Annotated in this window: 21 protein-coding genes, 1 pseudogene and 1 riboswitch; of the genes and pseudogenes, 7 read left to right on the plus strand and 15 right to left on the minus strand. The window is 63.1% G+C overall.

Features of this window, described 5'->3' with window-relative positions:
* Nucleotides 1-29: 29 nt before the first annotated feature.
* Together blaOXA and thrS are read left to right on the plus strand one after the other, a co-directional pair.
* Nucleotides 30-844, plus strand: a pseudogene (gene blaOXA, locus NKI16_RS03650) (class D beta-lactamase).
* A 167-nt stretch (nucleotides 845-1,011) separates the two neighbouring features.
* A complete protein-coding gene (gene thrS / locus NKI16_RS03655; RefSeq protein ID WP_023678876.1) occupies nucleotides 1,012-2,985 on the plus strand; it encodes a threonine--tRNA ligase in 1,974 nt (657 codons plus the stop codon).
* Nucleotides 2,986-3,144: 159 nt separating this feature from the next.
* Here thrS and NKI16_RS03660 read toward each other — a convergent pair whose 3' ends face one another.
* The gene (locus NKI16_RS03660; RefSeq protein ID WP_023678874.1) at nucleotides 3,145-4,110 is read right to left on the minus strand and encodes an RgsD C-terminal domain-containing protein; all 966 of its coding nucleotides are present in this window, start codon (nucleotides 4,108-4,110) and stop codon (nucleotides 3,145-3,147) included.
* Between the two features lie 156 nt (nucleotides 4,111-4,266).
* Here NKI16_RS03660 and NKI16_RS03665 point away from each other — a divergent pair, with 156 nt between their 5' ends.
* A complete protein-coding gene (locus NKI16_RS03665; protein WP_023678873.1) occupies nucleotides 4,267-4,851 on the plus strand; it encodes a nitroreductase family protein in 585 nt (194 codons plus the stop codon).
* 20 nt (nucleotides 4,852-4,871) lie between these two features.
* Here the strand turns inward: NKI16_RS03665 and NKI16_RS03670 are convergent, their stop codons facing one another.
* Nucleotides 4,872-5,753 (minus strand): HpcH/HpaI aldolase/citrate lyase family protein, encoded by an 882-nt coding sequence (locus NKI16_RS03670; protein WP_023678872.1) that lies wholly within the window; start codon nucleotides 5,751-5,753, stop codon nucleotides 4,872-4,874.
* Nucleotides 5,754-5,756: 3 nt separating this feature from the next.
* Nucleotides 5,757-6,248, minus strand: coding sequence for a MaoC family dehydratase (locus NKI16_RS03675; RefSeq protein WP_502894602.1), 492 nt, complete (start codon nucleotides 6,246-6,248; stop codon nucleotides 5,757-5,759).
* 110 nt (nucleotides 6,249-6,358) lie between these two features.
* On the opposite strand from NKI16_RS03675, the gene NKI16_RS03680 reads away from it, so the two are divergent.
* Complete coding sequence (locus NKI16_RS03680) at nucleotides 6,359-7,480, plus strand: DUF2336 domain-containing protein (protein ID WP_023678870.1); 1,122 nt, start codon at nucleotides 6,359-6,361, stop codon at nucleotides 7,478-7,480.
* On the opposite strand, the gene NKI16_RS03685 is transcribed toward NKI16_RS03680, so the two are convergent.
* Nucleotides 7,477-9,543 (minus strand): FUSC family protein, encoded by a 2,067-nt coding sequence (locus tag NKI16_RS03685; RefSeq protein ID WP_023678869.1) that lies wholly within the window; start codon nucleotides 9,541-9,543, stop codon nucleotides 7,477-7,479. The two genes, NKI16_RS03680 and NKI16_RS03685, sit on opposite strands and share 4 nt — an antisense overlap.
* 42 nt (nucleotides 9,544-9,585) lie before the next feature.
* Entirely contained in the window at nucleotides 9,586-11,637 is a 2,052-nt protein-coding gene (parE, locus tag NKI16_RS03690; protein WP_352622405.1) for a DNA topoisomerase IV subunit B, read from the minus strand.
* 273 nt (nucleotides 11,638-11,910) lie between these two features.
* On the opposite strand from parE, the gene NKI16_RS03695 reads away from it, so the two are divergent.
* Complete coding sequence (locus tag NKI16_RS03695) at nucleotides 11,911-13,080, plus strand: GGDEF domain-containing protein (RefSeq protein WP_023678868.1); 1,170 nt, start codon at nucleotides 11,911-11,913, stop codon at nucleotides 13,078-13,080.
* A 72-nt stretch (nucleotides 13,081-13,152) separates the two neighbouring features.
* On the opposite strand, the gene gcvP is transcribed toward NKI16_RS03695, so the two are convergent.
* From gcvP to gcvT, 3 genes are read right to left on the minus strand one after another with little or no spacing between them, the layout of a single operon-like run.
* Nucleotides 13,153-15,963 (minus strand): aminomethyl-transferring glycine dehydrogenase, encoded by a 2,811-nt coding sequence (gene gcvP, locus NKI16_RS03700; protein ID WP_023678867.1) that lies wholly within the window; start codon nucleotides 15,961-15,963, stop codon nucleotides 13,153-13,155.
* A gap of 16 nt (nucleotides 15,964-15,979) precedes the next feature.
* On the minus strand, nucleotides 15,980-16,348 hold the full coding sequence (gene gcvH, locus NKI16_RS03705; RefSeq protein ID WP_023678866.1) for a glycine cleavage system protein GcvH: 369 nt from the start codon (nucleotides 16,346-16,348) through the stop codon (nucleotides 15,980-15,982).
* Between the two features lie 5 nt (nucleotides 16,349-16,353).
* Nucleotides 16,354-17,472 carry a glycine cleavage system aminomethyltransferase GcvT gene (gene gcvT, locus NKI16_RS03710; protein ID WP_023678865.1) on the minus strand — a complete coding sequence of 373 codons (1,119 nt, stop codon included), beginning with the start codon at nucleotides 17,470-17,472 and terminating at the stop codon, nucleotides 16,354-16,356.
* A 148-nt stretch (nucleotides 17,473-17,620) separates the two neighbouring features.
* A riboswitch (glycine riboswitch) is annotated at nucleotides 17,621-17,707 on the minus strand.
* A gap of 204 nt (nucleotides 17,708-17,911) precedes the next feature.
* On the opposite strand from gcvT, the gene NKI16_RS03715 reads away from it, so the two are divergent.
* Nucleotides 17,912-18,910: a hypothetical protein gene (locus NKI16_RS03715; RefSeq protein ID WP_023678864.1), complete on the plus strand. Its 999-nt coding sequence runs from the start codon at nucleotides 17,912-17,914 to the stop codon at nucleotides 18,908-18,910.
* A 170-nt stretch (nucleotides 18,911-19,080) separates the two neighbouring features.
* Here the strand turns inward: NKI16_RS03715 and NKI16_RS03720 are convergent, their stop codons facing one another.
* Together NKI16_RS03720 and NKI16_RS03725 are read right to left on the minus strand one after the other, a co-directional pair.
* Nucleotides 19,081-19,656: a Fic/DOC family protein gene (locus tag NKI16_RS03720; RefSeq protein ID WP_023678863.1), complete on the minus strand. Its 576-nt coding sequence runs from the start codon at nucleotides 19,654-19,656 to the stop codon at nucleotides 19,081-19,083.
* A 358-nt stretch (nucleotides 19,657-20,014) separates the two neighbouring features.
* Nucleotides 20,015-20,845 carry a transporter substrate-binding domain-containing protein gene (locus NKI16_RS03725; RefSeq protein ID WP_084641473.1) on the minus strand — a complete coding sequence of 277 codons (831 nt, stop codon included), beginning with the start codon at nucleotides 20,843-20,845 and terminating at the stop codon, nucleotides 20,015-20,017.
* Nucleotides 20,846-20,931: 86 nt separating this feature from the next.
* Here NKI16_RS03725 and NKI16_RS03730 point away from each other — a divergent pair, with 86 nt between their 5' ends.
* The gene (locus NKI16_RS03730) at nucleotides 20,932-21,534 is read left to right on the plus strand and encodes a DUF3011 domain-containing protein (RefSeq protein WP_023678860.1); all 603 of its coding nucleotides are present in this window, start codon (nucleotides 20,932-20,934) and stop codon (nucleotides 21,532-21,534) included.
* A 23-nt stretch (nucleotides 21,535-21,557) separates the two neighbouring features.
* On the opposite strand, the gene NKI16_RS03735 is transcribed toward NKI16_RS03730, so the two are convergent.
* The 5 genes from NKI16_RS03735 to gfa form a co-directional block, all read right to left on the minus strand.
* Nucleotides 21,558-22,367: a molybdopterin-binding protein gene (locus NKI16_RS03735; RefSeq protein ID WP_023678859.1), complete on the minus strand. Its 810-nt coding sequence runs from the start codon at nucleotides 22,365-22,367 to the stop codon at nucleotides 21,558-21,560.
* A 1-nt stretch (nucleotide 22,368) separates the two neighbouring features.
* Nucleotides 22,369-23,247 carry a cytochrome b/b6 domain-containing protein gene (locus NKI16_RS03740; protein WP_023678858.1) on the minus strand — a complete coding sequence of 293 codons (879 nt, stop codon included), beginning with the start codon at nucleotides 23,245-23,247 and terminating at the stop codon, nucleotides 22,369-22,371.
* A gap of 102 nt (nucleotides 23,248-23,349) precedes the next feature.
* Nucleotides 23,350-24,027 carry a DUF1345 domain-containing protein gene (locus tag NKI16_RS03745; RefSeq protein ID WP_352640840.1) on the minus strand — a complete coding sequence of 226 codons (678 nt, stop codon included), beginning with the start codon at nucleotides 24,025-24,027 and terminating at the stop codon, nucleotides 23,350-23,352.
* Nucleotides 24,028-24,032: 5 nt separating this feature from the next.
* Nucleotides 24,033-24,500 carry a YaiI/YqxD family protein gene (locus NKI16_RS03750; protein WP_352454435.1) on the minus strand — a complete coding sequence of 156 codons (468 nt, stop codon included), beginning with the start codon at nucleotides 24,498-24,500 and terminating at the stop codon, nucleotides 24,033-24,035.
* A 66-nt stretch (nucleotides 24,501-24,566) separates the two neighbouring features.
* Nucleotides 24,567-25,136 (minus strand): S-(hydroxymethyl)glutathione synthase, encoded by a 570-nt coding sequence (gene gfa, locus NKI16_RS03755; RefSeq protein WP_352766741.1) that lies wholly within the window; start codon nucleotides 25,134-25,136, stop codon nucleotides 24,567-24,569.
* Between the last annotated feature and the right edge of the window lie 8 nt (nucleotides 25,137-25,144).

Genomic DNA, 25,144 nt, shown 5'->3' on the forward strand with positions numbered 1-25,144 from the left:
TCCTGACACCCTTCAGGAGAGATTACCAAATGCGCCGGATAGATCGTCTTCCCTTCGTTTTCGCCGTGGTTCTCTATGTCTTGGCGTGGCTGATGGGTTTTCCGATCCGTGCGCAATCGGCGCCGCTCGGGGACGTCGAATGCACGCTGATCGTCGACGCCGCAAACGGCGAGACGCTGTATCGCCAAGGGACCTGCGATCAGCGCTTCAGCCCCGCCTCGACATTCAAGGTTCCGCTGGCGCTGATCGGCTATGATGCTGGAATCCTGAGCGACGAGCATACGCCAAGCTGGGAGTACAAGGCAGAGTTCAATGCCCCGAAACGGGACCGCAAGACCGTCGACCCGACGATCTGGGGAAGGGATTCGGTCCTTTGGTTCTCACGCGAGATTACGCGCCGGCTCGGCAGCAAACAGTTGCCGGCTATGTGTCCAGATTGGACTATGGTAACACCGAAGTCTCCGGCACTGCCGGCAAGAATGACGGCCTCACCCATTCCTGGGTGAATTCTTCGCTCAAGATATCGCCGGTCGAGCAGGTCGATTTCCTGCGCAAGCTGCTGGCGCGGAAACTGCCGGTCTCGGACAAGGCCCATGCGATGACCAGCGCGATTGTCCCGACCTTCCGGGCAGGCGGCTGGACGGTGCAGGGCAAGACCGGAACGACCAGGCTCGGCGACAGCGCCGACAAGCGCTCGCTTGGCTGGTTTGTCGGCTGGGCGCAGACCGATGCCCGCAAGATCGTCTTTGCCCGCCTGGTAGTCGATACGAAACGTGCCGACACGCCAAAGGGGCTCAAGACGCGGGCGATGTTCCTGAAAGATCTGCCGAATCTCCTCAGGTGACCTACATCCGGCTTTACGGCGCCGAAAACTGCCCATAAAAGACCGCTCGCCGCCGGACGCATCCGGCTCTTACTGATGCATGTCGTAGCCCCAAAACCGCTAAGCAGTCTTGGGCGACATGCATTTCACCACCCGCGCTCGTTTGCGGGACTGGATAGGAGAATCTTATGCTGAATTCCGTTTCCCTGACATTTCCCGATGGTTCCGTTCGCGATTACGACGCGGCGATGACCGGCGCCGGCCTGGCGGAATCGATCTCGAAGTCGCTGGCCAAGAAGGCCGTTGCCTATTCGATCGACGGCACAGTGCGCGATCTTTCCGACCCGATCGGCAGATCGGGCAAAGTCGAGATCATCACCCGCGAGGACCCGCGTGCGCTGGAGCTCATCCGCCACGATGCAGCCCATGTGCTGGCCGAAGCCGTGCAGGAACTTTGGCCGGGAACGCAGGTGACCATCGGGCCGGTGATCGAAAACGGATTCTACTACGATTTTGCCCGCAACGAGCCGTTCACGCCCGACGATTTCCCGGTGATCGAGAAGAAGATGCGCGAGATCATTGCGCGCAACAAGCCGTTCACCCAAGAGGTCTGGTCGCGCGAAAAGGCGAAGAGGATCTTTGCCGACAAGGGCGAGCGCTACAAGCTTGAGTTGATCGACGCCATCCCCGAGGATCAGGACCTCAAGATCTATGCACAAGGCGACTGGTTCGACCTTTGCCGCGGCCCGCATATGGCCTCGACTGGCCAGATCGGCAACGCCTTCAAGCTGATGAAGGTCGCCGGCGCCTATTGGCGCGGCGATTCGAACAACCCGATGCTGACGCGCATCTACGGCACGGCCTGGGCCGACCAGGCGCAGCTCGAAGCCTACCAGACGATGCTGGAGGAGGCCGAGAAGCGCGACCACAGGAAGCTCGGCCGTGAGATGGACCTGTTCCACTTCCAGGAAGAGGGCCCCGGGGTCGTGTTCTGGCACGCCAAGGGCTGGAGGATGTTCCAGAACCTGGTCAATTACATGCGTCGCCGCCTCGACGAACAGGGCTATCAGGAGGTCAACGCGCCGCAGGTGCTCGACAAGAGCCTGTGGGAGACGTCGGGCCACTGGGGCTGGTACCGAGACAACATGTTCAAGGTGACGGTTGCTGGCGACGACACCGACGACGACCGGGTGTTTGCGCTGAAGCCGATGAACTGCCCCGGTCACGTCCAAATCTTCAAGCACGGGCTGAAATCCTACCGCGATCTGCCGGTAAAACTTGCGGAATTCGGCAATGTGCATCGCTATGAGCCGTCCGGCGCGCTGCACGGGCTGATGCGCGTGCGCGGCTTTACCCAGGACGATGCGCACATCTTCTGCACCGAGGAACAGCTCGCCGACGAGTGCATCAAGATCAACGATCTGATCCTCTCGACCTATGCCGATTTCGGCTTCGACGAAATCACCGTCAAGCTGGCGACCCGCCCCGAAAAACGGGTCGGCACCGACGCGATGTGGGATCATGCCGAGGGCGTGCTGCAGGACGTGCTCGACAAGATCGCCGCGCGGTCGGGCAACCGGATCAAGACGGGCGTCAATCCGGGTGAGGGCACGTTCTACGGGCCGAAGTTCGAATATGTGCTGAAGGACGCCATCGGCCGCGACTGGCAATGCGGCACCACGCAGGTTGATTTCAACCTGCCGGAACGGTTCGGCGCCTTCTACATCGGCTCGGATTCGGAAAAGAAGCAGCCGGTGATGGTGCATCGCGCCATCTGCGGCTCGATGGAGCGTTTTCTCGGCATCCTGATCGAGAATTATTCCGGCCATTTCCCGCTCTGGTTCGCGCCGCTGCAGGTGGTGGTGGCGACGATCACTTCCGATGCCGACGATTACGCGCGAAAGGTCGTCGCGCAGCTGAAGGCGGCCGGGCTGATCGCCGAGGCCGACCTGCGCAACGAGAAGATCAACTACAAGGTCCGCGAGCATTCGCTGGCCAAGGTCCCGGTCATACTGGTCTGTGGCAAGCGCGAGGCCGAGGAAGAAACGGTCAATATCCGTCGTCTCGGGTCGCGCGACCAGGAATCGCTCGGCCTCGCAGCCGCCGTGAAGCTGCTTGCCGACGAGGCGGTGACACCCGACCGCAAGCGCCGCGCGGCCTGAACCAGTCGACCAGCAACGAATGGCGGTGGAGCGATCCACCGCCATTTTTTATATTTTATATGCCTGTCACGCCGCGCGCCTATCTGGCAAATCGATCGACGTGCGCGTCGGCAACGCGCTGGCGCGACGCATGCGCAAGGCAGCTTAGAGGGGCGCGCCTCAGTCGGCGCCTTCCTCGGAATCGATGGCCGAAGCCTCGGTGGCCAGAACCTCGATGTCCTGGTTGTGCCCAGCCACCACCGTAAAATCCTTCTGGTAGATGCGGTCGCGGTTCTTGGCGATGATGGTGTAGTCGCCCTCGGCCAGCACCATCGAGGCAAAGGCGCCGACGGTTTCCTTGATCGGATCGCCGGATTCATTGAGCAACGACCAGGAGGTGTCGGCGATAGCCTCGCCGCCTGGTTCGCGCACCAGCTTCATGGTCATCTCGGCGGCACGGTGCTCGACCGTCGCTTCGGTGAGCTTGCCGGCCTCGACGCGGATGTCGGAGCGGATGACCGCGTTCACCGCGCCATAGGTCGACACGACGTGGTAGGTGCCGGCATTGAGCCGCACGACGCTGTTCGGCTCGACATCGGGTATGATGAGGGCGCGATCGCCATCGGCCGCGGCGTGGCTCTCATAGATCGAGAAGCGCAGCTTCTTCGGCGGTATGCGTACCCCGCCGGACAGCACGGCATCGAGCTTGAGGCCACCGGCATCGAGCACGAGGCTCTCGCGCTTGGCTTCCTTGCCGACGGTGATGCGCTTGGTGGCGCCGGCCCGCCCGTAGGAGGCGTGGACCAGATACGAACCCGGCTCGAGCTGGAATATGGCGGTGCCGCCATGAGCGGAGGCGACCATCGGCAGCTTGCCGTCGCTGGCCGATTCGGGTTTGAAGACGCGCCAGACGATGCCGCGCGTGATGTCGGCGCCCTTGTCGGTCAATTGCGCCGACAGCGTGATCGCCCCGCTGCTGCCCAATGCCAGCGATGTCTCGCTTTTCGGAGGCGCATAGCCCGAAATTCCGGGAAGCTTCAGCTCGCCGAGGCCGTCCACATCCTGGGCGACGGCAAGCGAAACCGGCACCATCAACAGTGCGGCAGCGAGCCATATCAGGAAAAGACGCAATGTCCCCTCAAACATGCCTTGCGTTGAAGCCCAAGGCGGTGGCAATTTCAAGGCTTAAGAGTCCGGTCGGCTTCTGCTACAGGGCTCTTTGTTCGGCGCGCCGCGCCAATGCCCAAGCCGCCCGATGTCCCGATGGTGCGCTTCAGCTCAAATTCCAGGAGACTTGCGCCCATGGCGTCGCCGATCATCGATTTTCTGCTGAGCCGAAATTCCGCGCCGATCCCGGATTTGAAAGAACCGGCACCGGGCGATGCGGAGATCGCGACGATGATCGCCGCCGCCTCGCGGGTGCCGGACCATGGCCGGCTGGAGCCTTGGCGTTTCATCCTTTATCGCGGCGAGGCCCGCATCGAGATCGGCAAGAAGCTGGCAGAACTTGCCGAACAGCGCGAAGGGCCGCTGCCGGAAGGCCGGCGCAACCAGGAATTGGCGCGCTTTTCGCGGGCACCGCTGGTCATCGGCGTGATTTCTATCCCCAGGGAAAATCCAAAGATCCCGCAATGGGAGATGTTCCTGTCCGGCGGCATGGCGGCGATGAACCTGATGCTTGCCGCCAATGCGCTGGGCTACGGCACCAACATGATCAGCAACTGGTATTCCGACGTGCCCGGGGGCAGGGCGATCCTCGGCCTGGCGCCGCATGAGCGGGTCGTCGGCTTCGTCCATATCGGCTCCTACCAGGGGCCAGCACCGGAACGACCGCGGCCCGATCCGGCAAAGCTCTATGCCGACTATTCAGGGCCGTGGGTGGGATAATTTCGGCGCGGAACAGACCCCTAAGGATCAAGCTCCGATGCCTTGGCTCGCGCCAGGAGCCGCTCTGCGAGCTTGAGATGCGGCCGGTCGTACATCTTGCCATCCATGCCAACGACGCCGGGATTTCCTGCCGCCTCGAACGCCTCGACGATCGCCAGGGCGCTTTTCACCGCTTGCGCCGAAGGCGTGAAGGCGGCGTTGATGACCGGCACCTGCGCCGGATGGATCGCCATCTTGCCGGTGAAACCGTCGCGCTCGGCCTCGGCGCATTCGGCCTCGAAGCCGGCCATGTCGCGAAAATCCGGAAAGACGGTGTCGATTGCCGCGACTTCCGCGGCACTTGCGGCAAGCATGGTCATGGTGCGGGCGAGGCGGAACACATCCGTGTAGCGGCCATTCGCGTCGCGCGTCGCGCGTGCGCCGATTGCCGCCGACAGATCTTCCGCGCCCCAGGTGACGCCGACAAGCCGCGCGCTTGCACGGGCGTAGGTCGCTGCGGCCAAGACGCCTGCGGCCGTTTCTGTGATGATCGGCAGGATCCTTATCGCTCCATCCGGCAGGCCGCCTTCGGCTTCGTGCACCCTGAGCTTGGCCGAGAGATGCTGGACATCCAGTCCGCTGTTCGACTTAGGCAGCATGATGCCGTCTGGTTTCACCGGCACGAGCGCCGCCAGATCGTCGTCGGTCAGTCCGGTCGAAAGATCGTTGACCCGAACATAGATCGCGGAGCTGGTCCGGTGCCTGTGCTCGGCGATAAAACGCGCCGCTGTGTCGCGCGCCAGACCTTTGTTCTGCGCGGCAATCGAATCCTCGAGGTCGATGATGACCACGTCGGCGCCTACGCCAAAGCCCTTCTCCAGCTTCTTTTCCGAATCGCCGGGAACGAAGAGCAGAGAACGCATCGGCTATGCCTTTTTCATCATCATGGCTTGCCTCGTGCATTTGGCAACCAGCACGTCGTTCTGGTTATAGGCGCGGTGCTCGAACTCGACGATACCGCGGTCCGGTTTCGACCTGGAATCGCGCACCGAAACCACCGTGGTCTCGACGCGAATGGTGTCGCCATGGAAGACGGGGTGCGGAAACACTGTCTCCTTCATGCCGAGATTGGCGATGGTGGTGCCGACGGTGATGTCATTGACCGAGATGCCGATCATCAGGCCCAGCGTGAACAGCGAATTGACCAGCGGTTTGCCCCATTCGCTCTTCGCCGCGAAGTCGAAATCGATGTGCAGCGGTTGCGGGTTCAGCGTCATCACCGAAAACAGCATGTTGTCGCTTTCGGTCACGGTCTTGCGCAGCGTGTGCTTGAACACATGGCCGACAACGAACTCCTCAAGATAAAGCCCGGCCATGGTCGATCTCCTCCGCTGCTTCAGGGTTGATAGGCGTTGCATATCGCGCTCGCAAGCCAGTTAACGAACATGGTGAACCGTTCGTAAACCATTTGTGCCTACGGTCTCCACCAGGGTCAGAAGCGTTCTGGCAAGGGGCGTAAGCAGGCGACATGGTCGTTTCGCATTTCCTGAAATGGATCCATACGGCGAAGGTGTCGGAGCGTGCTGCGGCGGCAAGCGCGCTGGCTCGCGCCTATGTCGACTCGGAGCTGCCTTTCGAGGACCGCTGCGCTGCCGAGGCGGCGCTGACGCTGCTGCTCGATGACGCATCGTCGAAGGTGCGGCTGGCGATCGCCGATGCGCTTTCCATGAGCCATCATGCGCCGCCGCAGATCGTCAGCGCGCTGGCCTCGGACCAGCCGGAAGTCGCAGCCTTGGTGCTGGCGCGCTCGCCGCTGCTCACCGATGCCGACCTGATCGATCGGGTTGCCGGCGGCCAGAAAGCGACGCAGAAGGTGATCGCCGACCGGCCACGCGTCTCGATGTCGGTTGCGGCGGCGATCGCCGAGATCGGCGAGCCGGAAGCCTGCGCCACGCTGCTCGCCAACAGCGGCGCCGATATCGCATCGATCAGCTTTCGGCGCATGGCCGAGCGGCACGGCCACCTGCCTCTGGTGCGCGAAGCGCTGATTGCCGACGCGCGCCTGCCCGCCGATTGCCGGCATTTGCTGCTGGTCAAAGTGGGCGAGACGCTCAAGGGCTCGCCGCTGGTGCTGGCGCTGATGGGCGCCGCCAGGGCCGAGCGCGTCATGCGCGATGCTTGCGTCAAAGCCTCCGTGACACTGATCGAAGGCACGCGTGCAGAGGAACATACCGCACTTGTCGAACATCTGCGCCTGCGCGGCGACCTGACCGCAAGCTTCGTCATCCGCACCATTGCGCACGGCAAGGTCGACTTCTTTGGCTCGGCGCTGGTCGCGCTCAGCCAACAGTCCGAGCAACGGGTGAGGGCACTGCTGGCCGGCGGGCATGACGTGGCTCTGCAGGCACTGTTCCGCAGCGCCGGGCTTACCGCCGCCACCCACGCCATCATTCTGCGCGCGCTGAAGGTCTGGCGCGAGGTCGCCAATGGCAAACGCCTCGCCGGCGTCCAGGAAGTCAGTTGGCTGATGCTGAAGGAATTGGGCGGACAGTCCGCCGAAGGCGATCTCGCCGGGCTGGTCAAATCGATCCATCTCGACGCGCTGCGCGAGAACGCACGCGGGCACGCGCTGGCGATCGCTGCTGCCTAAACCCGGTCTTTCGCGAAAAAGTCCGGAAAATCCTCAATCGCGGCGGCGATGATGCGCAGCGAGGCGGCGGTCTGCAGCATTTCGGCTGCGACGCTGCGCTCCGCGATGCCAGCTGCATACTGCCTGGCGACCGCGACGGTCGCCGTCTGCGGCTCGCCGGGCCGCCTGAACAGCAGTTCGCGTGCCAGCCCGCGCAGGAAATTGGTGATGGAAAGTGCTGTTTCAGGCGGGATCGCGGAACTTTGCTGCGCGTTGCGCAGCCGCAGGATTTCGAGGCCGACGGTAACCGCAGCTATGCCGCCGCCGAGAACCGCGTCGCCTTTCTTGCCGGCGTTCTGCAGCAGTGGCATCAACTGGTTGATCCGGTCGTAGGCAAGGCTTTCGAAGGCCGATCGCCGCGGCAGGCGGTCGTGCAGGCAAAGGCGTGCAAGATCTTCGCGCATGGTTTGCAGGATGCGGTTGACTGTAACCCAGGGGTCGGCGGGCAGCACGACGGCGAAGACGCCGATCGCCAGAAGAATGCCGACAAGGACCGCTGCCGAATTGGCGAGGAACGGCTCCGGATCGTAGGTCATGACCTGATGTGGGCTGAGGAAGGCGAGGAAATTGATCGCAAAGGCCGTTGCCACGCCGACGTAGCGCGGATTGGCCATGGCCAGTGCCGCTGGCACCAGGATCGGGACGACGAAAACCGCGAACCAGCCAAAGCCCGGCAGCGCTGGAAGTGCCATCTGCCCGACCACAAACGCGAACGGCAGGGCGAGCAACGTGCCCTCGAAGAAGTTCCATGCCGACCGGATCGGATCGGCGCGCGCGGCGAACAAGCTGGAGACAACGGCGACCAGAATGACCGTGCCCGTCGCGTCCGACCATTTCGTCGCCAGCCAGAAGCCGGCGACCAGGAGCGTGGCGATTGCTGCGCGCACGGCATTGCGCGATGCCGCACGGTAATCGCGGTGCACCACCAGCGCTGGCTGCCGGCGTTCGCGACTGGCATGAGACGGGGGAGAGCGCAGTGCATCCAGGCCGCGCAGCACTTGCTGCATTGCCTCGGCGAAGTCGGCGGCAATGGTTAGGCGGGTGACAGTGCCAGCCCAGTCAATGTCTTGCCCGGCCGCGATGTCAGGCATCTGCCGTGCCTTGCCGGCGATTGCGTCGAGCCGCGCCACCCAGGGCGCCGTATCGTCCAGCGCGCCCGGCTTGGCTACCAGTTCGCCGACAACGGCCTGCAACTCGGCGCGAACGGGGATGAGGGCTGCATTCTTCGGCGCGGCGTGGGCATGCAGCGCACGCGCCGCTGACAGGGCCGACAGAAGCTGGCCGATGGTACGCCGGACAGGATAGGCGCGGGTGGCGAGGCTCGGCCCCTCCAGCCTTGCGTAGGTGCGCATCTCGCCGAGCGTCTGGACGTCGCCGATCAGCTTGCGGTGCAGCCCGGCAAGCTTTTCCGCATCGCCGCCGGAAAAAGCGCCGTCCGCATAGGCCGCCAGGTCGAGAATGCTGCGTTTCAGTCTTGAGATGATGGCGTCGGCGGCCAGTTTCGGCAGGATCAGCCGGCTGGTCAGCGCAGCGCAGACGATACCAAGCACGATTTCCGCGCAGCGCGCCACGGCGAGATCGATGACGAGGTGCGGCTGGCCGAAAGCCGGCAGGCCGATGATCATCGCGGTGTAGCCGGCAAGCGCCGCGCCATAGGCTTCCGGATTGCGTAGCAGCGACGAGACCAGCGAGCAGATGCCGATCCAGACGGCAAGAACTGCAACCAGCAACCACGGGTTGGCATCGAAAACAGTGGTAATGCCGATCGCCGCCAGCGCGCCGGCAAGCGTGCCGAGGAGACGATAAAACCCCTTCGCCAGCACCATGCCGGCGACCGGCTGTGCGACGATGAACACCGTCATCATCGCCCATTGCGGGTGGTCGAGCTTCAGCGCATAGGCGGCCAAAATCGCGATGAGGCCGGCCGAAACGGTGCGCAGGGCAAAGATCCAGTCCGAGCGCGTCGGCCGCGTCAGGCCAGCGATCCGCGTGCCGATATCGTCCTTCAGCCGCGCCCAGGTCAAGTGCTCGTCTCCAGCTCAGAAGGCCAAGCTAGCGGCGGGAGCTCAGATATCCAGCACTTCCGTCTCGGCGAATTCCGCGCGTTCCTGGATGAAGCGGAAACGGGCCTCGGGCTTGGTCCCCATCAATGCGTCGACCGCATCCTTGGTCGCCGCCTCGGCATCGATAACGTCGACCCGCAGCAGCGTGCGCTTTTTCGGGTCCATGGTGGTTTCCTTGAGCTGGGCGGCCATCATTTCGCCCAGCCCCTTGAAGCGGCCGATTTCGACCTTGCCGCGCCCGGTGAATTCGGTGCGCAGGAGTTCGTCCTTATGCGCATCGTTGCGGGCATAGGCGATCTTGCCGCCTTGCCGGATCGAATACAGCGGCGGCACCGCCAGATAGAGATGGCCGCCGCGGACCAGGCTCGGCATCTCCTGGTAGAAAAAGGTGATCAGCAGCGAAGCGATATGGGCGCCGTCGACGTCGGCATCGGTCATGATGATGACCCGGTCGTAACGCAGGTCCTCGTCGCGATATCTCGAGCGCGTGCCGCAGCCAAGCGCCTGGATGAGGTCGGATATCTGCTGGTTGGCGGCAAGCTTGTCGTTGCCGGCGCTGGCGACGTTGAGGATCTTGCCGCGCAGGGGCAGCACCGCCTGGCTGGCGCGGTCGCGCGCCTGCTTTGCCGAACCGCCGGCCGAATCGCCCTCGACGATGAACAGCTCGGCACCGGCGGCGGCATTCTGCGTGCAGTCGGCGAGCTTGCCGGGCAGGCGCAGCTTGCGCACCGCACTCTTGCGCGACACTTCCTTTTCCTGGCGGCGGCGCACCCGCTCGTCGGCGCGCGCGATCACCCATTCGAGCAGTTTCGAAGCTTCCTGCGGATTGTCGGCCAGCCAGTGGTCGAACGGGTCGCGGATAGCGCTTTCGACGATGCGGATCGCCTCGATCGTCGCCAACCTGTCCTTGGTCTGGCCGACAAATTCCGGTTCGCGGATGAACACCGACAGCATGCCCGCCGCCGAGATCATCACATCCTCGGAAGTGACGATCGAGGCGCGCTTGTTGCCGACCAGGTCGGCATAAGCGCGCAAGCCGCGCGTCAGGACGTTGCGGAAGCCGGCCTCATGCGTGCCGCCTTCGGCGGTCGGAATGGTGTTGCAATAGGAATTGATAAAACCGTCGCCGCCGAACCAGGTTACCGCCCATTCGAGCGAACCGTGGCCGCCCTGCTTCTCGCTCTTACCGGCAAACATTTCACGGGTGACCTGGAATTCGTCGCCGAGCGAGGCTTTCAGATAATCCTTGAGGCCGCCCGGAAAATGGAATTCTGCCTTGGCCGGCGTCGTGTCCTTTTCCTTGATCAGCGAGGGATCGCAGGTCCAGCGGATTTCGACACCGCCGAACAGGTAGGCCTTTGACCGCGCCATGCGGTAGAGCCGCGCCGGCTCGAAAGCAGCACCCTTGCCGAAAATCTGCTCGTCTGGATGGAAGCGGATCTTCGTGCCGCGGCGGTTGTGCACCTCGCCGAGCTGCTCCAGGCCGGTCACCGGAACGCCTCGCGAGAAGCGCTGGCGATAGAGCTTGCGCCCAATCGCGACCTCGACCTCGAGATGGTCGGACAGCGCGTTGACCACGGAAACGCCGACACCGTGCAGGCCGCCGGACGTCTCGTAAACCTTGCTGTCGAACTTGCCGCCTGAATGCAGCGTCGTCATGATGAGTTCGAGCGCCGGCTTCTTGAATTTCGGGTGCGGATCGACCGGAATGCCGCGGCCGTTGTCGGTTACGGACAGGTATCCGTCGGCGGAAAGCTCGACATCGATGAAGGTCGCATGGCCGGCGACCGCCTCGTCCATCGAATTGTCGATGACCTCGGCGAACAGATGGTGCATCGCCTTGTCGTCGGTGCCGCCAATGTACATGCCCGGGCGGCGGCGCACCGGCTCCAGCCCCTCCAGCACTTCGATATCGGCGGCACTGTAGCTCTCGCTGGCGTCGCGGGGCGCCGGCCGCTTCGCCGCCTGCACCAGCGGGTCGGCCGGGCGCGCGGCGGCGCGAGCCGGTTGCGGCTGCTTGTCCAATTTGGCGAAAAGATCGTTATTGTCGTCCATGCCGGTCCTGGATTCCGATGCTGCGAATCACCACCCGATACTGCCACGCTTTTTGCGGGCAGGCGACGGAGGTTCCTGTTACGTTCGAGGATAGAGCCTCTTACTGCAAAACCATTCGACAACCAAGCGGCGGAAATGGGTCGAAGCCTGGAGCATCGACGCTTTGTAAACCCTGTCCGAAGGTTACGCCGCAAGATTGGCTGAAAAAACGGTATTTGCGGACTGTCGCTGACCTAGAATGCAGCGGAACCCTCAAGAGGCTGTCGCTTAAGCATGTTGGATTACAGTTCGCTCCTGCTCGCGGCGGCGCTGTCGGGCACGTGCCTTAGCATCACCATGTTTGCGATCTGGTTCACCGCGCCACAGGCACGCTTTGTGCTGACGGTGGCCTGCGGCATTCTCGTGCTGGTCGCACATGTCGTGTTGTTCTGGCATTACACCAGGGATCCAAGCGCCTGGCTTTGCCAGATCGTGCTTGCGCTTCTCAGCCTCGGCTTCCTGATTCTCTGCCTGTCGGCCATGCAATATCTCGGCATAGGCGACTACAGGCGCGCCATCTTGCCGACCTTGGTTGCGATGGCTGTTTGCACAGGCGCGACGTATCTCGGATTTGATGGTGTCGGATTTATTGTCACCTACGCAACGGTAACGGCGCTGCTCTCGCTCATCGGAGCGATGTTCTGGATTGAGGGTGGTCACGATCGCCGGATATTGCTGGTCGTCTCGTTCCTGAGCGGCGTCTGTGCCCTGTCGTTCGGACTTTGCGGCGCGGTCCTGCTGGTCAAGGGCCAATGGGTGCTGGGTGTCGCGCCCGACAATTGGGCCGAGCGGGTGAATTCCGTCGTGGCCGTCGCCTGCATGACCGGGCTCGGCGCATTGACGCTCTCCCTGCACCATTTGCAGGCGCAAATCGAATTGAAGGCCGAGACGATGACCGATCCATTGACCGGGCTGATGAATCGGCGGGCGTTGACGGCACTCTACGGCGAGCGGGTCTTCGGCCCGTTCATGTCCGTCGCCATGTTCGACCTCGACCATTTCAAGAGGACGAACGACGTATTCGGTCACCCGGTCGGCGACCAGGTCCTGCGCCGCTTCGCCGGCGTCATCAGGAAGTACGCCAGAACCGGCGTCGACGCCTTCCGACTGGGCGGCGAGGAATTCGTGCTCGTCATGTCGCGGATGACGGAAGAGAAGGCCTATGACATTGCGAGCAAGATCAGCGTCGCCTTCGGCACGGAAGTCGTGGCCACCCAACTCGGTCCGTTGCGAAGCACAGTCAGCGGCGGCATCGGCTTTGGCGGAACAAACGGCACCGGTCTCGACGATGTGCTGGCCGAAGCCGACGCAGCACTCTATGCGGCAAAGCGCGCCGGGCGAAATCGCGTCGTCGTTCGGGACCGGGCGAGCAAGGCCGACGGGCCGGCCTTGCGTTCTGCCTGATTGAGGTTTCTATCTGCTTGTTAGACCCATGATCTTGTCCGAAAACCGGATTCCACTTTTCGGGATCATGATCTATTCCGCCGCACCCAGATATTCCGACAGCGGCGGGCAGGAGCAGACAAGGTTGCGGTCGCCGGCGACATTGTCGATGCGTGACACCGGCGGCCAGTATTTTGCCGCCGTGTCGGCATCGCCGGCGGGGTAGGCCGCCTCCAGGCGCGAATAGGGATGGGTCCACTGACCGGCCAACGCCTCGGCGGCGGTGTGCGGCGCATTGACTAGAGGATTGTCGGCCAACGGCCATTCGCCCTTCGCCACCTTGGCTGCCTCGCCGGCTATGGCGATCATTGCCTCGCAGAAGCGATCCAGCTCGCGCTTGGGCTCGGACTCGGTCGGCTCCACCATTAGTGTGCCGGCTACCGGGAACGACATGGTCGGTGCATGGAAGCCATAGTCGATCAGCCGCTTGGCGATATCGTCGACGCTGATGCCGGCGCTGTCTTTGAGCACGCGGGTGTCGAGGATGCATTCATGCGCAACGCGTCCGTTGCGCCCTTTGTAAAGCAGGGGGAAATGCTCGCCGAGCCGCGTCGCCACATAGTTGGCGGAGATGATCGCCGTCTCGGTCGCCTGCTTCAGGCCGGAAGCGCCCATCATGCGGATATACATCCAGGTGATCGGCAGGATGGAGGCACTGCCGAACGGTGCCGCCGCCACGGCATGGGCCGAGCCTTCGGTGATGTGGCCGGGCAGATATGGCTTCAGGTGCGCCTTGACGCCGATCGGGCCGACACCGGGGCCGCCGCCGCCATGCGGGATGCAGAAGGTCTTGTGCAGGTTCATGTGGCAGACATCGGCGCCGATATCGCCGGGACGGGCGAGGCCGACCAGCGCGTTGAGGTTGGCGCCGTCGAAATAGACCTGGCCGCCATGGCTGTGGACCAGCGCACAGAGATCGCGCGCGCCTTCCTCGAAGACGCCATGCGTCGAAGGGTAGGTGAACATCAGCGCCGCGAGATTGTGCGCATGCTCGGCCGCCTTGGCCTGCAGGTCTTCCATGTCGATATTGCCGTCCTCGGTGCAGCGCACGACGACAACGCTCATGCCGGCCATGGCCGCGCTTGCCGGATTGGTGCCATGCGCCGAGGACGGAATCAGGCAGACGGTGCGATGGCCTTCGCCGCGTGAGCGGTGGTAGCCGCGAATGGCGAGCAGGCCGGCATATTCGCCCTGGCTGCCGGCGTTGGGCTGCAGGGTCACCGCGTCGAAGCCGGTGATCTCCGCCAGCCAGCCTTCCAGCTCGTCGATCATGGCGCGATAGCCTGTCGAATGGTCAGCCGGGGCGAAGGGATGCAGGTTGGCGACATCAGGCCAGCTCACCGGCATCATTTCGGCGGCGGCGTTGAGCTTCATGGTGCAGGAACCGAGCGGGATCATGGCGCGGTCAAGCGCCAGGTCCTTGTCGGACAGCCGGCGCAGGAAGCGCATCATGTCGGTTTCCGAGTGGTTTTCGCGGAAGACGGGCTGGGTGAGAAACTCGTTGCCGCGCGGTTTTCCTGGCATGGAACTGCTGGCGGCAACGCCGGCCTTGGCGCCGAAAAGTGCTGCGATCGCCTCCAGATCGGCTTCGGTGGAGGTCTCGTCGAAGCTGATGCCGACATGGTCGGCGTCGATGACGCGCAGCAGCCGGCTGGTCTTTTCTGCGGCGGCGGCAATCGCGCCGGCTCTGCCCTTCACTTCCACGGTCACAGTGTCGAAGCGGCTGTCGCCGAGCACCGAAACGCCCGCTGCCTTGAGGCCGGCAGCCAGGCGGTTGGCCAGCGTGTGGACGCGGCCGGCAATCGCCTGCAGCCCGGCAGGGCCATGCCAGATCGCGTAGGCCGTCGCCATATTGGCGAGCAGCGCCTGTGCGGTGCAGATGTTGGACGTCGCCTTGTCGCGGCGGATATGCTGCTCGCGTGTCTGCAAAGCGAGGCGATAACCGGGACGGCCCTTGCTATCCGTCGACTGGCCAACGAGCCGGCCGGGCATCAGCCGCGTCAGCCTGTCGGAGACGGCGCAATAGGCGGCGTGCGGCCCGCCAAAGCCCATCGGCACGCCAAAACGCTGCATCGGGCCGACGGCGATGTCGGCGCCAAGCTTGGCCGGCGCATCGGTCAGCGTCAGGCCAAGCGGGTCGGCGATGAAGACGACCAGCGCGCCGGCCGCGCGGGCCTTGTCGATTGCTGCCTTGTGATTGCCGTAGACGCCGAACGTATCGGGCCAGGAGACCAGCAGGGCGGCGGTGTTGTCGTCGATCACCTCGCCGTCGACCTCGATGCCGAGCGGCTCGGCACGGGTGCGCACGACGTCCAGCGTCTGCGGGTGCGGCGTGCCGGCCAGTGCCACCTTGGTGCGCTTGTCGCGATGATGGCGCAGCGCGATGCCAACCGCTTCGGCCACCGCCGTCGCCTCGTCGAGCAGCGAGGCCGACGCCACCGGCAGGCCGGTCAGTTCTGTCACCAGCGTCTGGAAGTTGAACAGCATTTCCAGCCGGCCCTGACTGATCTCGGCTTGGTAAGGCGTGTAAGCCGTGTACCAGGCCGGGTTCTCGAACAGGTTGCGCTGGATCACCGGCGGCACGTGGACGCCATGATACCCGGCACCGATGAAGCTCTTCAGCACCGTGTTCTTTGCCATCGTCGCCGCGAGCTCGGCCAGCGCTTCCGCTTCGCTTGCGGGCGCGGGCAGGGCCAGCGGCCGGTCGAGCCGGATCGACTTCGGCACTGCCTGGCTGATCAGGGTCTCGACCGAAGGAACGCCGATCGTCGCCAGCATGGCTCTGACGTCATGGAGGCCCGGGCCGATATGGCGAGCCGAGAAGGGGTAGGGTGCTGCGGTCATCTTCCTGGTCCTGCTATCAACCAATATGGGCTTTGTAAGCGGCTTCATCGAGGAGTCCGTCGAGTTGGCTCTCATCGGCCAGCTTCATCTTCCACAACCAGCCGTCGCCGGTTGCCGCCGAATTGACGAGTGAAGGATCCGATGACAGCGCGGTGTTGGCCTCGGTGATCTCGCCGTCGACGGGCGCGTAGACATCCGATGCGGCCTTGACCGATTCGACCACCACGGCGGTGTCGCCCTTGGCCAGCTTCTTCCCCGGCTCCGGCAGTTCGACGAAGACGAGATCGCCGAGCTGCTGCTGCGCGTAATCGGTGATGCCGACCGTGGCGATGCCGCCCTCGACGCGCAGCCATTCGTGATCTTCGGTGAAATAGGTCTTTGCCATTGAAATCATCCTTTGCGGTAGCGATGGGGCGTGAAGGGCAAGAGGTGGATGTCGACCGGGATTTTCGTCCCGCGAACGTCGGCGAACAGTTTTGCGCCGGATTTGGCAAGCGGCGTCTGGACGTAGCCCATGGCGACCGGATGACCGGCCGAGGGGCCGAAGCCGCCTGAGGTGACATGGCCGGCAGGGTTGCTGTCAGCATCGAAAAGGGCAGCACCGGCGCGCACCGGCTGGCGGCCTTCCGGCTTCAGGCCGACGCGTTTTTGCGCCGGACCGCGCTCCAGGATGGCGCGCAGCGCATCGGCGCCGATGAAGGCGCCAGAGGCGCGAACCTCCTTGGGGATGGCCCACATCAGCCCGGCGCTGGCCGGATCGATCTCCGGCGTGATGTCCAGCCCGTGCAGGCACAGTCCGGCTTCGAGCCGCAGGCTGTCGCGGGCGGCAAGGCCGACCCACATCACCCGCTCGTCCTCGAGCAGCCTGGCGACGAGGTTTCTTGCATCCGCTTCCGTCAGGCCGATCTCAAAGCCGTCTTCGCCAGTATAGCCAGACCGGCTCATGAACCAGTTTTCGCGCGGCTCGATGCCGTGCATGAACACCAGCGAACCGGTCTCGATGCCGGCGCGGGAAAGGGCAGCCCACGCCTCGGGGCCCTGGATGGCCAGGAAGACGCGGTCGAGCGCGTCCACTTTTACATCGAAATCGCCCTCTGCATCGAAATTTTTGGCCAGTGCGCGCAGATGCTTTTCGTCGGCGGCGGCGTTGCCGGCATTGGCGACCATCATGAAGCGCTCGGCGCCGAGCCTAGTGACGATCAGATCGTCCAGAATGCCGGCCGCCTCGTTGAGGAAGAACGTGTATTTGGACTGGGAAACCTCAAGCGCGCCGGCATCGAACGGGCAGGCGCGGTTCAGAAGCGCTGCTGCGCCCGGGCCGCTGATTTCGAACAGCTTCATGTGCGAGATGTCGAACAGGCCGGCATGCTCGCGGCTATGAAGGTGCTCCTTCATCACGCCGGCCGGGTAGGTCAACGGCATCGACCAGCCGGCGAAGGCGCCGAAGCGCGCACCGGCTGTCATGTGCAGATCTTCGAGGGGGAGGTGTTTGGTGTCGTCGCCCGTCATGTCATCTCCAGAGTCGCACGCAAGCGGCCGCGAATGGCGACCAGTCCGTGCCCCTCTGTCTGAAGCCTGAGAGACTCGCGCCCCGTAACTCTGTCGGCAGCGCTTACACCTTCGGCGCGGGGGCAAGCCCCGACTTTCCAGAGTGTCTTTCCCGTCTACGGTTCTTTTGCCTGAGAGATTTCGGGCGATTTCCCCTTCGGCGGCAGCTCTCGCTGCTCTCTCCCGCAAACAGGTAGGACTCGGTCAGGAGCCCTCGACTCGTCATCCATAGCCCGTGGACGACACCTTGTCACCTGCCGGCGACATTTTTACAGCCAAGTCTTCTGCGGGCCTTCTTTACAGGCAAGCCTTCGCTAACCACGCCGCTTGCCGGTTTCTCAAGACCTTGCCGATATACCGCATAAGGGCCGGCAATTACCGGCGGCGGGCGGGGAAGAAAATGGGCGAATTGATCATGAGCGCGCCGGTGGCCGGACTGACCTCGAAAAATCGGATCACGGCGGAAGACGTGGTCATGCTGCGCGGCGAAGTGTTCGGCGACGGCGTGGTAACGCGCGGCGAGGCCGAGGCGCTGTTTGCGCTGGATGCAACGGCGAGGGACAAATGCGCAGAATGGCTTGAGTTTTTCGTCGAGGCCGTCACCGATTTCATCGTCCACCAGGAAAAGCCGGCGGGCTATGTTTCGCAAGACAATGCCGACTGGCTGATCCGGACGATTTCGCGCGACGGCATGGTCGACAGCCAGACCGAACTCGAGCTGCTGGTGCATGTGCTGGAAGTTGCCAAATCATCGCCGAGCACGCTTTCCAGCTATGCGCTGGAGCAGGTCGCTCATGCGGTCGTGGACGGCAAGGGGCCGCTGATGACCGGCGGCAGGCTTATCCCTGGGTCGATTGCCAAGGCTGAGGTCGAGCTGTTGCGCCGCATCCTTTACGCCTACGGCGGCGATGGCAACATCGCCATCAGCCGCGCCGAGGCCGAGGTGCTGTTCGAGATCAACGAGCGGACAGCGGCGGGCGACAACGATCCGTCCTGGAACGATCTGTTCGTCAAGGCGATCGCCAATTTCGTCATGTGTTCGGCCGGCTACGAACCGCCGGTGCGCGACGTGGCGCTGCGCCGGGATTCGTTCTACGAGCAGGCCGATCCGGAGATCGGCGGTTTCTTCAGCCGTATGGTGTCGGGTGGCCTGTCCGGCATCATGGAAGCCTATCGCTCACCGGGCGATATCGAAGCCGAATGGGAGTCCAAGAACAAGGCAGCCGAGGCACTGGCCCGCCGGGCCGAGACGGTCGATGCCGGCGAAGCGAAGTGGCTTGCTGAACACATCGGCGACCGGCCGCTGCAGGAGAACGAGCGTGCGCTGCTGACGCTGATCAAGCACGCCTCGCCGGAAATCCATCCGGCGCTCAAGCCGCTGATCGACAAGGTTGCGTGAGCCTTTTACGAGCAACCGAGCGTCACTGCCAACCCTGAAGCGATGCGAACGGACAGGCAGCCAATTAACTGGACAGGCTCAAGTGCATCTCTAGCGACTGATTACAGCCGACGGCAGCGCATTAACCTTTCCGAGGACAGGCAACATCAGCCAGGACCGGTAGACAGCCCTTAAGCGACAATGTCCTGAATCAGGCGCGCGAGTGGGGCTTCGTCGCCGGAAAAGCTTGAGATCATGGCCTTCATGACCCGATCGCGATCCAGTTCGTCATCGTCGAAACCATGGCCGGCGTTGTCGGCTAATATCGCCAGAAACGCCAGCTGAGTGCGGCCGTTGCCTTCTCGGAAGGGGTGTATCGCATTGATCTCAGCGAGAACGTGTGCTGCGCCAGCTGCAAAGACCTCGGCTGATGTACTGGAATAATGGCCGGCGGCTGAGAGTTCTCCGAAAACCCGCTGCATCTCGGCATCGATGTACTCGGGGTAGCAAAACCAGTTACCGCCCTTGCCGATGCGGATGGTGCGCGGTTCACCGGCCCACGCATAGACGTCCTGAAACAGGTGACGATGCAGTGCCAGATAGTGCGGATAATCCAGATCACCAGCTGGAAAAGCCTCATCGGCCCGGGTCAGAAACAGAGCGAGCTCAAACTCGTCGAGTTCGGACTGATCATGAATGTCGAGGAGGTTGCGAAGGACAGTCGTGCCCGGATAGCACAGAGGATCGGATTCTGCGGCATAGACCAAGGTCCGCTACTTCTTGCGCGCCTGTTCTTTGATGAGCTTGCGTCGCTCATCACCGCTCAGCCCACGCTGCGAGCTTTGCTCAAGGATATGCCCCATGCGTGGACTTAGCTTCATACCTTCGACGGCGCTGATTTTGGCGCCTCGACTGCTCGTCAGGACATAGTGTCCGCTCTTTGGCGAGCGATCTAATTTGGGGGAACGACTTTTCATCTGGCAACGCTAGCACATGCCGGCCAAGGGGACCAAAGCGAATTTTGCGGCCGTGAAACAGCTGAATCCGACGATCATGGAGCGAGCGCGCCACTGTCGCTGAAATACGGTCGCTGATCGACAAGGTCGCATAAGCAGTCGCGCGACCCTATTGCTTGGCGGGCTCCGGCTTGGCGCTGGTGTCGAACCGCGACATCCATTTGAAGCTGCCGAACCAGTAGCGGCGCACGCCGCCAATGGTGCCGTCGGCGGTGCGCGCGCCGATCCAGTTGTTGACGTATTGGATGAGGCGGACATCGTCCGGGCGCATCGCAAACGCTTCCGGCGTCCGCAACAGCGGGCCGCCCACCATCGTCAACTTCGCGTCATAGAGCCTGGCGGCCATCTGCGGCGTCGGCGACGTCGCGACCATCGCCTGTGCGTCGCCGCCGATGATCGCGGCGAAAACATCTGAGGTATTGTCGAAAGACAGGATGGTCGCCTTGGGAAAAGCTTCCTTCGCGGCGGCTTCATCGGTGGAATTGGACAGCACGGCGATCTTGTATCCCGGCGCCGCCACTGCCTTTCCCGGCCTTTTCCCAAGGCTGGCGATCGTCGCAACCATACGGATATCGGCGGTACCGGTCTGGTTGGAGAACACCACCTCGCGTGCGCGTTCCGGCGTGCTGGCGTAGCCCGCCGCGATCATGTCGAAATCACCCTTGAGCAGTCTTGTCTTGAGGTCGTTCCAGGGCACCTCGACCAGCTTCAGGTCGACGCCGAGATCAGACGCCAGCGCACTGGTCAGGTCGACATCATAGCCGGCGAACTTCCCGTCGGCCTTCTTGAGGATCCATGGCGGGTTGAGCGCCACGCCGATCGTCAGTGTCTTCTGGTCGATGATGCGCTTGAGGCTGTCGTCCGCCCGGGCTGGCAGCAGCGACAAAGCCAACCAGGCAGAAAGGGCAAGTATAGTTGTGGCGATCATCCTAGCGCGCATTAATATAACCTCGCTGAGCCCGTCCGGTTGTCAGATTTACACAGAGGTGCCATTCTGTCGATAGCGGACCCTGATGGAGAGTTGCGATGTCGACACGGATGACGGTTACCGGTTCGATGATGTTCCTGGTTTGCATCCTGGGCAATCCGGCGAAGCTTTCGCTGCTGCCGGCGGCAGCGCAGGCTGCGGGGGCAAAACGCGTGGTCTGCTCCAGCGCCGATTACCGCTATTCCTATTGCGGGGTCGATACGCGCCGCGGCGTGCAGTTGACCTCCAGGCTGTCGAAGGCGCGTTGCGTATACGGTAGAAGCTGGGGCTATGACGGCGGCGGCATCTGGGTCGACAATGGTTGCTCGGCCGAATTCGCAGTCGCCGGCCCCAACCGCAATCCCTCTGCTGGCGACGTCGCCGCAGCCATTATCGTCGGCGGCGTGGTAGGCGCCATTCTCGACAACGGCAATTCGCATCGCCATCATTCCGATAATTACTATCCGAAGCCGCGCCCGCGCCGTTACGACCAATCGATCGATCCGACGCCGCAATTCGACAATCAGGGCAACCCCAACTTCGATACCCACGGCAACTACCAGGGACCGCACGGGCTGGGCAAGCTTGTCACCCCTGACGATAATCCTGACCTGAATCCGGCCCTGCGCAGCGACGGCGACGACAGCGACGACGACAGTTAGATGAAGCTTGGGTCAGGTTTCGGTCAGATGCCGCCGTACCAGTCGTAGCCATTGTCCTCCCAATAGCCGCCTCTGCCGCCGCCGAGATTGGCGAAGCCGTCGACCAGCTCGATCTTGGAGAGGTATTTCGGCATCTTGTAGCCGAGCTGGCGCTCGACGCGGACGCGCAGCGGCGCGCCGTTTTCGACCGGCAACGGCTTGCCGTTGAGGCCATAGGCAAGGATCGTCTGCGGATGACGGGCATCGACCAGGTCGATCGAGCCGTAATATTTGATATCGCCGGCCAGGCTGCGGTCGATCGTATCGAGGCAGTGGAACATGACGTAGCGCGCTTGCGGCTTGACCACTGCCTGGTCGAGCACCAGCGACAGCGGCGTGCCGGTCCATTTGGCAATGCAGCTCCAGCCTTCGACGCAGTCGTGGCGGGTGATCTGGGTGCGGCTCGGCATGTTCATCAGCTGCTCGCGGCTCAGCGACAGCGGTTTTTCGACGAGGCCTGAAACCTCCAGCCGCCAGTCGGCGAAATCGCTGGCGAGCAGGCCCTTGTAGAAATCGTCGTCCGGTGCGGTGACACCGTTCGGCCGCTGCGGCTGGCGAATGTCGGCCTCGGTGAACTCCGGCGCCAGCGCGTCACGGCCGGCAAGCAGTCGCTGCGCCCGCCAGGTCAGGCCATTGGCGCTTTCGAGGAAGCTGCGCAGGCTGTCGCCGACGCCAAGCTGGCTGTCGAAGGCGTCGCAGCCCGACAGCATGATGCCGGAAAGGCCGAGGCTGGCCGAGGTCAGGAACTTTCTTCGGCTTATCTGTAGCTTGGAGCTGATCTCGAATTTCGCCATGTCAGGCACTCCTCTCTGGCGCATTGTCGCCATGCGCCGGCGGGTCGGTTCGGTACCACCCGGTGATGATGGAGCGCAGCTCGTTGATCGGGCCGGCGGCCAGGATCATCAGGATGTGGATAATGAAGAAGGCGACGAGCAGCAGCATCACCGTGAAATGAATGGTGCGCGCCGTCTGTCGGCCGCCGAGCACGTCGTTCAGGAATGGCAGCACCGAATCCATGCTCGGCGACATGGCAAGGCCGGTGATGATCATCAGCGGCAACAGCACGAACAGCACGCCGCCATAGGCCATCTTCTGCAGCGTGTTGTAGTCGCGCGTGTGATGGAACCTGAGCTTGGCGTGCTCGACAATGTCTCGCGGCAGGCGCCTGAAATCATCGAGGCGCGGGGCAAGATCGCGGCGCAAATGGCCGTTGATCAGGCTGGCGACCAGCCAGACCAGCAGCGTGGTGGTCAGCACCCAGGCAAAGAAGAAATGAACGACGCGCGCGGTGCCGAGATCGTAATAGGAAGGGATCGTCGCCCAGGACGGGAAGGCACGGGAGGTCTCCTGGCCGGCCGGACCCGACCAGCCGAGCACGCCAGTGGTATCGAAGCGCTTGCCGAAGATTTCGGTATAGCCGCGCGGGCCAGTCGCCGTATTCTCGGCGCCAATGGCGAAGACGGTGTTGTTGTAGCCAAAACCCGACTCCTTGCCGATGTAGAGCTGCGGGCGGGCGTTGAAGATCTGCAGGCCGGAAAGCAGCATGAAGAACAGCGCGATCGCCCACAGCCAATGCGTCAGCCGCGTCCAGCGCGACTGGCGATAGATCAGCGTCGCATCACTCGGCGCGGCGGTATCTGCTCCGGCGGCTTGGTTTCTGGCAAGCGATTCCATTTGTTGTTCCCTCCGGCCGCGCGTTCGTCGCGGCCTCGTCAGATCTCTTCTCCTCCCAATACGTCGCCAGCCTAAGCGATGTTTCACCCGATCACGGATTTATTACGGACTGCCGAGGCTGACGGCGAGGTTGACCGCGGCTGCCACGATGACCGTGTTGAAGAAGAACGACAGGATCGAGTGCACAAGCACGACACGGCGCATTTGCGAGGTCGTGATGTTGGTGTCGGCGGTTTGCGCCGTCATGCCGATCACCGTGGCGAAATAGAGGAAATCCGAGCCTTCCGGCCGCTTGCCGCCCGGGAAGTCAAGGCCGCCGACCGGAATTTTCTTTTTTGTGTCGCCATCCATCGCATCGCCGTCCAACCAGTAGAGATGCGCGTAGTGAAGTGCCGCCATCGCATGGATGGTCAACCAGCCAAGCGGGATAGACAGCAGCGCCACCGTAAGCTCGACGGTGTCCGCGCTCTTCTCCCTGTTGATCAATTGAAACAACGAAATGATGGCAATAGCGACGACAATCAGCGTGACCGCGAAGATGGCCAGTACCGGCAGGTCCGTGTCGCCTGCATTCTTGCGCAGATAGCTGCCGGTAAGCCGCGGCATGTGGGCGATGACAAGAACGAGATAGGCGGCAAAGAACACATTGGCGCCGATCGAATAGGCAAGCGGCGCACGCCAGACCAGCGCGGCGCCAAAGGCTGCCACGCCGATGCAGGCCGACACCGCGAACGGCGTGTGGCGTCGCATGGGCATCTTGGTCGGGGTACCGGTCGCCATGGCCTTCAGTCCGCTGACGCGGATTTCAGCGCCCGCCGTAGGATGCGGTCAAGCTCGCCGAGGAACCGCGAGCGATCCTGCGGCGCGAAGCTCGAATTGTAGCCCTTGCTTTCGCCGGTTTCGCGCAGATGCTGCTTGAGATCGCGCATTGCCACCGCCATGCCGATCGTTTCGGGCGTAAACGGGCGTCCGGTCGGACCAAGTACGTGGGCGCCAAGCGCCACAGCGCGGGCGGCAAGCGGGATATCGGCGGTCACCACAATGTCGTTGGACCGGGCATTTTCGACGATCCAGTCGTCGGCGGCATCGGCGCCCTTGGAGACGACGACATTGCGGATCATCGGATCGCGCGACGGACGCAAGCCGCCATTGGAGACGAAGGTGACGACGATGCCGTGCCGCTCGGCGACTTTTTCGACCTCGGCCTTCACCGGGCAAGCGTCGGCATCGACGAGAATAGCAGGTGCGGGCATCGTTGTTCCAAATGTGAAAGAGCCGGGCGGCGTCGCCCGGCTCGATCGATGATAGTCGAGCGGCTACTAGGCCGGCAACGCGCCGGATCTCTTGGCCGTCCAGGTGGCGATATAGTCCATCAGTCCGGGATTGAGGCAATCATAAGGTTCGAGCCCGATCGACTTCAGCTGTGACCTTATGCCATCCATGCGGCTCGGATCGACACCGGACTCGATGATCGAAGAGACAAAGGCGGTGAAGCCCGGCGGCGACCAGCCGTCTTCCTGGAAGCGTTCGGGATGGATGAACGACAGCCCCTTGAAAGCGTGGTCGCGCTCGACCGGGCCGTGCATGTGGACGCCGCAGCCGGTGCAGGCATGGCGCAGGATCAGCGCGCCCGGATCGACGATCTTCAGCTTGTCGCCGTTTTCGGTCACCGTCACATCGTTTGTACCGGCAACCGCCACGACCGAGAACAGCGCGCCTTCCGGCTTCCAGCATTTGGTGCAGCCGCAGGCATGGTTGTGGGCGATCTGGCCCTTGACCTTGACCTTCACCGGGTTGCTGGTGCAGGCGCAGACCAGCGTGCCGCCGGCAAAGTCGGCCTTTTGCCTGGGCAGTCCATTGTCGATTTTAGGATGCAGTTTTTCCGGCATTTTTGTCT

Source organism: Mesorhizobium sp. M0698, assembly GCF_040320455.1.
Lineage (GTDB): Bacteria > Pseudomonadota > Alphaproteobacteria > Rhizobiales > Rhizobiaceae > Mesorhizobium.